General features: G+C 72.6%; 6 protein-coding genes. 5 read left to right on the top strand and 1 reads right to left on the bottom strand.

The window, feature by feature from the left end; genetic code table 11:
* Nucleotides 1-1,799 (bottom strand): condensation domain-containing protein (locus tag AC07FV_RS34635; protein WP_479091721.1); only part of this gene is annotated, 1,799 nt, incomplete at its 3' end.
* Nucleotides 1,800-2,143: 344 nt separating this feature from the next.
* Here AC07FV_RS34635 and AC07FV_RS34640 point away from each other — a divergent pair.
* The 5 genes from AC07FV_RS34640 to AC07FV_RS34660 form a co-directional block, all read left to right on the top strand.
* Complete coding sequence (locus AC07FV_RS34640; RefSeq protein WP_479091723.1) at nt 2,144-3,922, top strand: fatty acyl-AMP ligase; 1,779 nt, start codon at nt 2,144-2,146, stop codon at nt 3,920-3,922.
* Nucleotides 3,923-4,020: 98 nt separating this feature from the next.
* Nucleotides 4,021-5,769, top strand: coding sequence for an acyl-CoA dehydrogenase family protein (locus AC07FV_RS34645; RefSeq protein WP_479091725.1), 1,749 nt, complete (start codon nt 4,021-4,023; stop codon nt 5,767-5,769).
* Complete coding sequence (locus AC07FV_RS34650) at nt 5,766-7,568, top strand: acyl-CoA dehydrogenase (protein WP_479091727.1); 1,803 nt, start codon at nt 5,766-5,768, stop codon at nt 7,566-7,568. The genes AC07FV_RS34645 and AC07FV_RS34650 overlap by 4 nt, the downstream gene beginning before the upstream one ends.
* A gap of 3 nt (nt 7,569-7,571) precedes the next feature.
* Entirely contained in the window at nt 7,572-7,856 is a 285-nt protein-coding gene (locus AC07FV_RS34655) for an acyl carrier protein (RefSeq protein WP_479091728.1), read from the top strand.
* 159 nt (nt 7,857-8,015) lie between these two features.
* On the top strand, nt 8,016-13,264 hold a 5,249-nt coding region (locus tag AC07FV_RS34660; protein WP_479091730.1), incomplete at its 3' end, for an amino acid adenylation domain-containing protein.

Here is a 13,264-nt window from a genome sequence, read left to right on the forward strand (position 1 = left end):
TCGTCCAGCAGAATCCTCGGCACATCACCCACGTGCTCCGGCAGAGCCTCGCCTGTCGTCACCAGCAACGCCGGGGCCGCGTCATCGAGGACGTACGCGATCCGCTCCGCCGGGTAGGAGGGGTCGACCGGCACATAGCCGGCGCCCGCCTTCACCACCGCCAGCAGCGCCACCACCAGATCGACCGACCGCTCCAACGCCACCGCGACCAGCCGCTCGGCACCCGCACCCCGCTCCACCAGCAACCGCGCCAAGCGGTTCGCCCGGCCGTCCAACTCCTCGTACGACAACGACACACCGTCACACGAGACGGCCACCACACCCGGCGACAACGCCACCTGCCGCGCGAACCACGACACCAACGTCACCCCCGCACCCACCACCGGGACGACGGAGTCACCGGAAGCAGGCGGGCCCACAAGCTCGGTCCGCTCCCCCGGCAGCAGCACCTCCACCCGGCCCACCGGCAGCGAAGGCTCACCCACCACAGCCTCCAACACCCGCACGAAGCGCCGCATCAGCTCCTCGGCGGCCGCCGTGTCGTAGACGTCGGGCCGGTGGTCGAGGCGGAAGCGCATCGTGGTGCCCGGAAGGGCGACCAGGGTCAAGGGGTAGTGCGAGCGGTCGCTGGTGCTCTGGCCGACGACCTGGACCGTGTCCGAGGGCGCGGCCGCCGTCTCCGCCACCGGGGCCTGTGACGGGGACGCGGAGGACGCCGAGCGCCCCACGTCGTGAGGGTAGTTCTCGAAGACGACCATGGTGTCGAACAGTTCCGGGAGCCCCGCCGCCTGCTGGATCTCCGTGAGGCCGAGATGCTGGTGGGGCAGGAGGTCGAGCTGTGTCCGGTGGAGGCGCTGGAGCAGCTGTCCGACCGGCTCCGCGGGGCGCGTCCGCACCCGGAGCGGGACCGTGTTGATGAACAGCCCGACCATGCTCTCGATGCCGGGGATCTCCGGCGGCCGGCCGGAGACGGTGACGCCGAAGACGACGTCGTCGCTGCCGAGGACCCTGGACAGCAGCAGGGACCACGCGCCCTGGACGAGGGTGCTGACGGTGAGTCCCAGCTCGCGTGCCCGGGTGGTGAGCTGCTCCGTCTGCTGCCGCGTCAGCTCGACGGTGACGCGCTCCGCCACGGTGTCGTCGGACCTGGTCCGACCGGCGGCCACCAGTGAGGGCTCGTCGAGGTCCGAGAGGGCGTCGGCCCAGGCGGTGCGCGCCGTGTCCCGGTCCTGCCGGGCCAGCCAGCCCAGGAAGGCGCGGTACGGGGTGACGGGCGGCAGGGCGCGGGCGTCACCGCCGTCGGCGTAGAGCGCGAAGAGTTCGTGCAGGGCCACCGACAACGACCAGCCGTCGAGCAGCAGGTGATGGAACGTCAACGAGAAGCGGTGGCGCCGGTCGGCGAGCCGCAGCAGGGTGAACCGCACCAGCGGGGGAGCGGACAGGTCGAACCGTTTCTCACGGTCCGCGCGCAGGAGTTCCTCGGCCCGGGCGTGGCGCGCCGCGTCGTCCGGAAGGCCGGTGAGGTCCGCCTCGTGCCAAGGGGTCTCCACCGACCGGGGCACGATCTGCACGGGCGTGGTGAGCCCCTCGTGGCGGAAACCGACGCGCAGGCTCGTGTGCCGGGCCAGCAGGGCGCCGACGGCCGAGCGGAGTGCGGTGCCGTCGACCGGGCCGGCTATGTCGAGGATGTGCTGGGAGACGTAAACGTCCTGGGCTTCAGGATTGTAGAGGCCATGGAAAAGCAGGCCTTCCTGGAGCGGGGTCAGCGGAAGGATGTCCTCGAGACCGGCCTGCTTCACTCCCGCACCTCTCGTTGTTTATGTGCATTGCCCTGGACGACTGGGCACGAGTATTGAACATGAGCCCATCAGGCCTGTCACTGGATTAAGGGGAGGCTGAATATCTCCGTCCGTCCCGGTGTGGGGCGGGTGGTCGACCGGCCCTCGAGCGACCGGCCTGACGGCCTGGAACAGGCGGAAAGTCGACGCCGAGTGACGTCACGGCTACCTACGGTGGATCTTTCGGGGCCGGTGGCGGGCCGACCCTCTGTTGACTCGATTCCGATGCGATGACTATGTTCCCGCTGCAGATGGAATGTTGTCGTGAGCCGCGCACCGTGTGCCGCGCTTTGGGGGAATGGTCAATGTCCATTGCAGTTGCGGAACTTCCCAGTGTCGTCGCGGCTTTTCGCGGAAATGCCGCGTCCCGGCCGGGCGAGGCTGCGGTGACTTTCGTGCGCGATCTTTCTGCGGAAAAGGTCGACGAGACATTGACCTACGCGGAACTCGACGCGGAGGCCCGGAGCATCGCCGTACGGCTGGCCGCACACCTCGCGCCCGGCGACCGCGCCCTCCTGCTGTACCCGGAGGGCCTGCACTTCGCGGCCGCCTTCCTGGGCTGCCTGTTCGCCGGGGTGGTCGCCGTGCCGGCCCCGCTGCCCGGGCAGTACCGTCACCAGCGCGAGCGCGTCACCTCCATCGCACGCAACGCGGGCGTCGGCGCCGTCCTGACGAACTCCGCCGTCCACGCGGACGTGCGCGAGTGGGCCGAGACGCAGACCGACGTCGCCACCGGCCCCGTACTGGTGACGGACGAGGCCGACCCGGCCGGTCCCGTCGACCCGGACGCCTGGGCCGAACCCGCGCTGGACCACGCCACGCTGGCGCTGCTCCAGTACACCTCGGGCTCCACGGGTGACCCCAAGGGCGTGATGATCAGTCACGGCAACCTGCTGCACAACGTGGACAGTCTCCGCCGCACCTTCGGGCTGGACGGCTCGACCCGCTTCGGCTCCTGGATCCCGCACTACCACGACATGGGGCTGATGGGCATCCTCCTGCCCCCGCTCGTGCTGGGCGGCTCCTGCACGCTGATGGCCCCCACCACCTTCCTGAAGCGGCCGCACTGGTGGCTGCGCATGGTGGACGTCTACGACCTCGACTGGTCCGCGGGGCCGAACTTCGCCTACGAGCGGTGCGCCCGAACGGTCACCGACGAGCAGCTCGAAGGCGTCGACCTCTCCCGCTGGCGGTTCGCCCCCAACGGGTCGGAACCCGTGCAGGCGGCGACGCTGGCGGCCTTCGCCGAGCGGTTCACGTCGGCCGGTTTCCGCGCCGAGGCGCTCACCCCCTGCTACGGCATGGCGGAGGCCACCGTGTTCATCTCGGGCGAGGGCGCCCGCAAGCCGGTCGTCCGGCCGGTCGACGCCGAGGAGCTGACCCGGCACCGGTTCGTGCCGTCCGAGGCGTCGGCGGGCACCAAGCCCGTGGTGAGCTGCGGCACCGCGCACGACTACGAGGTGTGCGTCGTCGACCCGTCGACCCGCGAGGTGCTGCCGCAGGGCCGCGTCGGTGAGCTGTGGCTGAAGGGCGAGAGCGTCGCGCAGGGCTACTGGGAACGGCCCGAGGCCACCCGGGAGACCTTCCGCGCCGAGACCGCCGACGGACGCTCCGGGTACCTGCGGACGGGGGACCTGGGACTGGTGCACGAGGGCGAGATCCATGTCACCGGACGGATCAAGGAGACGCTGATCGTCCGCGGCCGGAACCTCTACCCGCAGGACATCGAGCACGAACTGCGGGCGCAGCACGACGACCTGCTGGGCCTGTTCGGCGCCGTCTTCGCCGTACCCGGCGTCACCGGCACGAGCGAGGACATCATCGTCACCCATGAGGTGCCGGGCCGGCTCGGCGAGGACGTCCTCGCCAAGCTCGCCGCGGACATGAGGCAGACGGTGGCCCGCGAGTTCGGCACCGGTGTGCGGGCCGTGGTCCTGCTGCGGCGGGGCGGAGTGCGCCGCACCACCAGCGGCAAGATCCAGCGGGCCGCGATGCGCGAGCTGTTCACGGGCGGTGAGCTGCGGCCGCTGTTCGTCGACGGCGGCCCCCGCGACACCGGACGCACGCCGACGCGACAGAGGTGAGCCCGCATCCCCGCAGCGCTCCCGCCGAGCCGTACGGAACGCCGTACGGCCGTGCGGACGGCAGGCGTGAGGAGCGGCCAGAGGAAGGATTCCGCACAGTGCACCGGTCCGCCGTAGCGGCCCTGGACTCCCTGCTGGGGCTCCCGGGCGACGAGCACCCGTCGTTCCACCCCGCGGCGCTGGCCGAACTGGACCGCCAGGAGGCGTTCCCGGCCGCCGCCTGCCGGGTCCTGGACGACTTCGGTCTGAGCGCGCACTACGTGCCGGACGCGGCGGGCGGCAGACTCACCGACTACACCGAGCTGATGTCGCTGCTGCGCACCGTCGCCCGGCACGACCTGACCGTCGCGGTCGGCCACGGCAAGACGTTCCTCGGCGCCGCCTCGGTATGGGTCGCGGGCGATGACGAACAGGTACGACAGCTCGGTGAGTGGGTGTCCTCGGGAGCGATCGCCTCCTGGGGCCTCACGGAGCGCGACCACGGCAGCGACCTGCTCGCGGGGCAGGTCACCGCGGTCCGGACCGCACGCGGCTGGACCCTGAACGGCGAGAAGTGGCTGATCAACAACGCCACCCGGGGCCGGCTCGTGTGCGTGCTCGCCCGCACGCGGCCGGAGGGCGGCCCCCGCGGCTTCAGCCTCTTCCTGGTGGACAAGCAGCGTCTCGCGGACGACACGTACACCTGCCTGCCCCGCGTGCCCACCCACGGGATCCGCGGCGCCGACATCAGCGGCATCGCCTTCCACGACGCCCAGGTCCCGGAGGGGGCGCTCGTCGGGGAGGTGGGCGGCGGTGTGGAGACGGTGCTCAAGGCGCTGCAACTCACCCGGACCACCTGCGCGGCCCTGTCCCTCGGAGCGGCCGACACCGCGCTGCGGCTGGTGACCGACTACGCGCGCGGCCGTCGGCTGTACGGCCGGACCCTGAGCGACCTGCCCAGGATCCGGCGCATCGTCGGCGAGATCACCGCAGCCGCCCTCCTGGCCGAGGCCACCGCCACCATGGCGAGCCGCAGCGTCCACACGCTCACCGCAGAGATGAGCGTGACCTCGGCGGTCGCCAAGGCACTCGTCCCCGAACTCGTGCACCACGTCCTCGACCGGGGAGCGGAACTCCTCGGCGTCCGCAGCTTCCTCACCGAGACGTACGCCGACGGGGTCTTCGCCAAACTGGAGCGCGACCACCGGGTCGTGGCCATCTTCGACGGCAACACGGCCGTCAACCGCAACGCCCTGATCGACCAGTTCCCGCTGCTCGTCGCCGGCTACCGGCGCGGACGCGTCGACCGCGCCGGCGTGGAGGCCGCGGCCCGTCCCGGGACCCCGCCCCCGGCCTTCGACCGCCGACGGCTCGCGCTGATCTCCCAGCGCGGCAGCAGCGTGGTGCAGAGCCTGCCCGACACCGTCGCGCGGGTCCGGGCCCGCGCCGAGGCGGGCCTCCTCCCCGCGGCCGTGGCCGGACTCGCCGAACGGATCGGGACCGAGGCCGACGCCCTGCACCAGGACCTCGGTGCCCAACGGCGTACCGCACGGGACGTCCCCCCGTCCGCCTTCGTCCTCGCCGAGCGCTACGAGCTGTGCTACGCGGCGGCGGCCTGCATGCTCCTGTGGCTCCACCACGACGAGTCGCTCGCGCACGAGCAGGGCGACCCCGGCGGGCCGTCGGCCGGGTGGCACGACGGCCTGTGGCTGGAGGCCTGCCTGAGCACCGTCCTGACCCGCCTGGGCCACACCCTCGAAGCGGCGGACGCCGAGGTCTACGACCGCCTCGCCGAGCACACGCTCGACACCGCGCCCCCCATGCCGGCCTCCGCGTTCGGGCCGGCGGCAGTCAGGAGTCACGCATGACGAGCCCGGCCACCACGACCGCCGCGGCCACGACCTCCGCCGGCACCGCCGCCGCCACCGCGGCCTCCGCCACGGCTGCCCCGCACCGCGCCGACGCGCTGGAGAAGCACCTCGGTGACCCGAGGGACCCCGGCAACCCCCTGGGCTTCCGGCAGATCCTCGCCGCCGACGAACGGGCCGAGATGTTCGCCGCCGGCGAGCGGGCGCTGGACGAGTACGGCCTCAACGCCGAATTCGTACCTCCCGAGTACGGGGGCCGCCTGACCCGTCTCGACGACCTCATCGAGATCATGCGGTCCGTCTACCGGCGCGACCCCTGCCTCGGACTGGGCTACGGGGCCAGCTCCTTCATCGCCGCCGTCAACATCTGGACCGCGGGCAGCGAGGAACAGCGCAGGCACGTCGCCGGACTCCTCCTGGACAACCGGAAGGTCTCCGTCGCCTACCACGAACTGGCCCACGGCAACGACATGGCCGGGACCGAGTTCGAGGCCCTGCCCGGACCCGACGGACGCCTCGTCCTGAACGGACGCAAGGAGGTGGTGACCAACCTCCGGCGCTCCGACGCCGTCGTGATGTTCGCCCGTACCGACCGCCGCCCGGGCAGCCGCAGCCACTCCCAGATACTCGTCGACAAGGCCGGCCTCCCCGAGGACCGGATGGCCTACCTGCCCCGGTTCCCGAGCGTCGGCATGCGGGGCGTCCAGCTCGGCGGCATCGAGTTCCACGACTGCCCGCTGCCCGCCGACAGCATCGTCGGACGACCCGGCCAGGGCCTGGAGACGGCACTGAAGGCCTTCCAGATCACGCGCACCACGCTGGTCGCGATGTTCAACGGCATGCTCGACACCGGACTGCGCACCACCGTCCGCCACCTCAGCGCACGCACCCTGTACGGACGCCCCGCCATCCACCTGCCCGAGGTCCGCTCCGTACTCGCCGCCGCCCACGCCGACCTGCTGCTCTGCGACGCCTTCGCCACCGTCGGCGCCCGCGCGCTGCACCTCGTGCCCGCGGAGACCGGCATCTACGCCCAGGCGGTCAAGTACTTCATCTCCAAGATCCTCATGGACGCCATGCACCGGCTGTCCACCCTGCTCGGCGCGCACTTCTACATCCGCGAGGGCGAACACGCCATCTTCCAGAAGCTGCTCCGCGACATCCAGCCGGCCGGCTTCGGGCACGCCGCCCGCGCCGCCTGCCAGATGTCCCTGCTGCCACAACTCCCGCTGCTCGCCCGCCGGTCCTGGCCGCAGGGCCAGGCCGCACCCGAGGAGCTGTTCCGCCTCGACGCCGAGCTGCCGCCGCTCCCCTTCGACCGGCTGGCCGTCACCGCCGCGGGCCGCGAACGGCTCTCCTCCTCCCTGGCCGCCGGCCTGGAGGCGGAGCCCGCGCTGCTGCTGGAACACCCGGTGATCCGCCGCGTGGGCCGTCACCTGACGGACGACCTGCGCGACCTCACCACCGCCTGCGCCCAGCTGCCCGCCGCGGAACTGTCCGTGGCGGCCGGCTCGGCCTCGTACGACCTCACCCACCGCTACGTGAACGTGCTGGCCGCCGCGGCCTGCGTCGGACTGTGGCGAGCCAACCGGAACCACCCGGACCCCTTCCTCCGCGACCCCGCCTGGCTCGCCGCGACGCTGGCCAGGATCCCGCTGCGCCCCGGACACCCACCCGAGCGGCTGCCCCAGGACCTCGAACAGCGGCTGTTCGACGAGCTGATCGACCGCCACGAGGCGAGCACCAGCCTCGGCCTGGTCAGGCGGAGCCTCGCCGACCACAACCCCAAGGAGAACTGACCCATGTCCAGCCCCACCGTCGAGAAGACCGAAGCCGGCCCCACCCCGCTCGAACTCACCGCCTGGCTCACGGAGCGCATAGCCACGCACCTGGAGATGCCCGCCGAGGACATCCGCTCCGACGAGCCCCTCGGCGCCTACGGCCTCGACTCCATCTACGCCCTCACGGTCGTCGCGGAGATCGAGGACCACCTGGGCGTGACGCTCGAACCCACCGTCATGTGGGACGAGCCGACCATCGCCGGACTCGTCGACATCATCCTCGCCGAACTGCCCCTGGCGGCCTGAGAGCCGGGCGCCACCCGCGGGCACGGGCAGCCCGGGGGCGCCCCGCCGCGCCGCAGCAGAAGAGCCCGTAAGGAGACCGAAGAGAACGTGGGTAGGTGCGCAGTGTCTGAGCATGGGTCGGTTCACAGGGCTGTTTCGGCCGCACAGACGGGAATCTGGGTGGCGCAGCAACTGTCCCCCGACAGCCCGCTGTACAACTGCGCCACCTACTTCGAGATCGCCGGACACGTGGACGCCGGCGTCCTGACCGAGGCGGTCCGCCGTACCGTCGCCGAGACCGAGGCGCTGCGCGTGCGCTTCGACGAGGACGGTGACGAACTCCGGCAGACCGTGGAACCGGTCGGCGACGGCATCCCCGTGCACGTCCTGGACCTCACCACGGAACCCGCCCCGGACACGGCCGCCCTCGCCTGGATGGACGCCGACCTGTCGGCCCCGTCCGACCTGCGCACGGGACCGCTGTACACCCACGCCCTCCTGCGCACCGGCGAGAACCGGTCCCTGCTCTACTTCCGCCACCACCACATCGTCCTCGACGGCTACGGGCAGGCCGTCTACTGCCGTCGGCTCGCCCACGTCTACACCGAGCTGGCGGCCGGCCGTGAGCCCGCGGCCACCCGGTTCCGTCCCCTGGCCGAACTCGTCGGCCAGGACCACGACTACCGCGCCTCGACCCGGCACGACGCGGACCGCGACTACTGGCGCGACGCCCTCGCGGGCGCCCCCGACCCCGCCCCGCTGACCGGCCGGACCGCCGACCCGTCCCCGATCGCCCTGCGGCGCACCGTCCGGCTGCCCGCCGACCACATGGCGCTGCTCGCCGCGGCGGGCCGCTGGTCCTCCGTACTGCTCGCCGCCGTGGCCGCCTACACGCACCGCCTCACCGGCGCCGACGACGTGGTCGTCGGCCTGCCCACCACCGGCCGCACCACCGCGGGCGCGCTCACCACACCGGCCGCCTTCGCCAACGAGGTGCCGTTGCGCCTCGCCCTGCACCCGGACATCACCCTCACCGACCTCGTGCGGCAGGTCACCGCAGGGGTCGGCGGCGCACTCAAGCACCAGCGCTACCGCAGCGAGGACCTCCACCGCGACCTCGGCCTGTCCGGCAGCAGCGGGGGCCTGCACTCGGTCACCGTCAACGCCATGTCCTTCGGCCGGGAGATCCGCTTCGGCGGCCACGACACCGTCATGCACCCGCTGTGGACCGGCCCGGTCAAGGACCTGTCCGTGGTCTCCTTCGGCGACCCGGCGACCCCGGGAAGCGGCGTACTCCTGGAGTTCGACGCCAACCCCGCCCTGTACACCGAGGCGGAACTGGCCGCCCACCAGGAACGGTTCGTCGCCTTCCTCACCGCCCTCGCCGCCGCCCCCGACCGGCCGGTCCGCGACGCCGACCTGCTCGACCAGGCCGAACGCGAACGCATCCTCACCGACTGGAACGACACCGCGCACCCGCTCCCCGAACGCTCCCTGCCCGAGCTGTTCGAAGCGCGGGCCCAGCGGACACCCGAGGCCCCGGCCCTCGTCCACGGTTCCACCCGGACGACCTACGGCGAACTCAACTCCCGCGCCAACCAACTCGCCCGCGTCCTCCTGCGGCGCGGCATCGGACCCGAACAGTACGTCGCCGTCGCCGTCCCGCGCTCCCCGGACCTGGTCGTCGCCCTGCTCGCCGTCCTCAAGACGGGCGCCGCCTACATCCCCGTCGACCTCGAGTACCCGGCCGACCGCATCGCCTACATCCTGGGCGACGCCCGCCCCGCCCTGGTGCTCACCACCGAGGCCTCGGCCGACCGCATCCCCGCCACGGCACAGGCCCCGCTGCTCCTGCTCGACCGGGCCCGCAGCGCCGCCATGCCCACCGCCAACCCGCACCCGCGCGAACGCGCCACCGAGGTCCGCCCCGACCACCCGGCCTACATCATCTACACCTCGGGCTCCACCGGGCGGCCCAAGGGCGTCGTCGTCACCCGCGGCGCACTGGACAACTTCCTCACCGCCATGGTGCACCGCCTCGGCACCACGGACACCGCCCGGTGGCTGGCCGTGACCACGATCGGCTTCGACATCGCCGGACTGGAGCTGTACCTGCCGCTGCTGACCGGCGCCTCGGTCGTCCTGGCGGACCGCGACGAGGTCCGCGACCCGGACGCCCTGCGCACCCTCGTCGTCCGCGAGCACGTCACCGTCATGCAGGCCACCCCCAGCCTGTGGCACGCGCTGGCCGCCGACCACGGAGACGTGCTCGGCGACGTACACGTCCTCGTGGGCGGCGAAGCGCTCCCCACGGCCCTCGCCCACACGCTGACCACCGTCGCCGCCTCCGTCACCAACCTCTACGGCCCGACCGAGACGACCGTCTGGTCCACGGCCTGCGACATCACCGCCGACGCCCCCGTCTCCATCGGCCGCCCCGTCCTCAACACCCGCGTCCACGTCCTGGACCACGCCCTGCGCCCCGTACCCGCCGGCGTCTCCGGCGAGCTGTACATCGCCGGCGCCGGACTCGCCCGCGGCTACCACGACCGCCCGGCGCTGACCGCGGAACGCTTCGTCGCCGACCCCTTCGGCGCACCCGGCACCCGCATGTACCGCACCGGCGACGTGGTCCGCTGGACGCCCGACGGCCGGCTCGAGTACCAGCGGCGCGCGGACGACCAGGTCAAACTCCGCGGCTTCCGGATCGAACTCGGTGAGATCGAATCCGTACTGCTGCGCCACCCGCAGGTCGGCCGCGCCGCCGCCGTCGTACGCGAGGACCGCCCGGGCGACCAGCGCCTGGTCGCCTACGTCGTCCCGGACTCCGCCGAAGGACCCGACACGGCGATGCTGCGCGCGCACCTCGCCGCCTCGCTGCCCGACTACATGGTCCCCGCCGCGTTCGCCGTGCTGCCGGAGCTGCCGCTGACCCCGAACGGCAAGCTGGACCGCAAGGCCCTGCCGGCGCCGGACCACGGCACCGCCGACACCGAGCGGCGCGCGCCCCGCACCCCCCGCGAAACGGAGCTGTGCGGGCTCTTCGCCGACGTCCTCGGCCTGCCCGAGGTCGGCATCGACGACGACTTCTTCGCCTCCGGCGGCGACAGCATCATGGCCACCCGCCTGGTCGGCCGCGCCCGCCGGACCGGCCTGCGACTCACCGCCAGGGACGTCTTCCGCCACCGGAGCGTGGCGGAACTCGCCCTGCTCCCGGAACCCGCCCAGTCCCCGGACCTGGCCGCGGAGAGCGGTGCGACGGACGGAGCACCGGCCGACGCCACGGACGCCACCGCGACCCCCACCGCGACCACCGACGCGCTCACCCCCGAGGACATCGCCCAGGCCCGGGCCGCCGTACCGGGCGCCGTGGACGTGCTCCCGCTCTCGCCGCTCCAGGAAGGCCTGTTCTTCCACAACCAGTTCGACACCGCGGCCCTCGACTACTACAACGCGCAACTGGTCCTCCCCCTGGAAGGCGCCCTCGACGTCCCGGCCCTGCGCCGGGCCGCCGACACGGTCCTCGCACTCCACCCCGGCCTGCGCAGCGGCTTCCGGCAGATCGCCGACGGACGAGCCGTCGCCGTGGTGTCCGGCACCGTCACCACCCCCTGGCACGAGACCGACCTCACGCACCTCGCCGACGACGCACGCGCCGAAGCCTGGCTGGAGCTCCTGGACCGGGAACGGTGGACCCGCTTCGACCTGACCGAGCCGCCCCTGATCAGGTTCACCGTGGCCAGGCTCGGCACGGACCAGTGGCGGCTCGTGCTCACCAACCATCACATCGTGCTCGACGGCTGGTCCCTGCCCCTCGTCGTCCGCGACCTGCTCAAGGCCTACGCCGAGACGGTCGACGGCGCCCACCCGGCACCGCTCCACGCCCGCCCCTACCGCGAGTACCTCGACTGGCTGGCCGCCCGCGACCACGACGCGGCGCTCGAAGCCTGGCGCACCGCCCTGGCCGGGGTGAACGAACCGGTGCGACTGGGAACGGACAGCCCCGGAACCGACCCCGAAGCACAGCAGCGCATCCGCTTCACCCTGCCCGACGACACGGCCCACGCCCTCACCCGGGCGGCACGATCCCACGGGGTCACCCCGAACACGCTCGTACAGACCGCCTGGGCCCTGCTCCTCGCCCGTCTCACCGGCCGCGACGACGTCGTGTTCGGAGTGACGGTGGCAGGCAGGCCGGCCGACCTCGACGGCGCGGACGACATGGTGGGCCTCTTCGTCAACACCCTGCCGCTGCGCGTGACGCTGCGTCCGCGGGAGACCGTCGCCGGACTCCTGCGACGCCTCCAGGACGAACAGGCCGAACTCGTCGACCACCAGCACATCGGCCTCGCCGACCTCCAGCGTGCCATCGGCCTCGGTGAACTCTTCGACACCCTGACCGTGTTCGAGAACTTCCCCCTCGACCACGAAGCCGTCCGCACCGGCGCCACGCGCGCCGGCCTGTCCCTCGGCGACGCCGAGATCCGCGGCGGCACGCACTACGCCCTGAGCCTGGCGGCCCTCCCCGGCACCGGCGGAGAGGGCCTGAGCTTCCGGCTCGACTTCCGCCCCGACCTGGTCGCCCCCGACCTCGCGGAACGGGTGTCCGAGCGCTTCGTGCGGGTGTTGGAGGCGGTGGTGTCGGCGCCGGGGGTCCGGGTGGGCCGGGTGGGTGTGCTGGCGGAGGATGAGCGGCTGCGGGTTCTGGAGGAGTGGAACGACACCCGGTCGGCGGACGCGGATGCGGACGCTGGGGATGTGGTGGCGTGTGTGCGGGCGCAGGTGGCCCGGGTGCCGGGGGCGGCGGCGGTCGTGTTCGGTGGGGTGGCTGTGTCGTACGCGGAGCTGGAGGCGCGTAGTGAGCGGCTGGCGCGGTTGCTGGTCGAGGGTGGGGTGGGTCCGGAGCGGTATGCGGCGGTGATGCTGCCGCGTTCGGCGGACCTGGTGATGGTGCTGCTGGCGGTGCTGAAGACGGGTGGTGCGTATCTGCCGTTGGATGCCGACTTCCCGGTGGAGCGGCTGGTGTTGATGCGGGAGGAGACCCGGCCGGTCCTGGTCATCGACGAGGAGTGGCTGGAGGGCGTGCGGGAGCGCGAGCCCGACCCTGCCACGCCCCTGCCCGTCACCACCCGCTCCGACCAGGCCGCCTACGTCCTCTACACGTCGGGGTCGACGGGCCGTCCCAAGGGTGTCGTCGTCTCGCGCGGCGCGCTGGCGAATCTCCTGACCGACATGCGGGGGCGTATCCCGCTGGCGGGTGGGGACCGGTTGCTGGCGGTGACGACGGTCGGGTTCGACATCGCGGGGCTGGAGCTGTTCGCTCCGCTGACGGCGGGTGCGGCTGTGGTCGTGGCTCCGTCGGGTGTCGTCCACGAGCCCGAGCAGCTGCGCGCACTCCTCGTCGAGGAGCGTGTGACGGTGATGCAGGC

This window comes from Streptomyces sp. NPDC045956 (assembly GCF_056430705.1).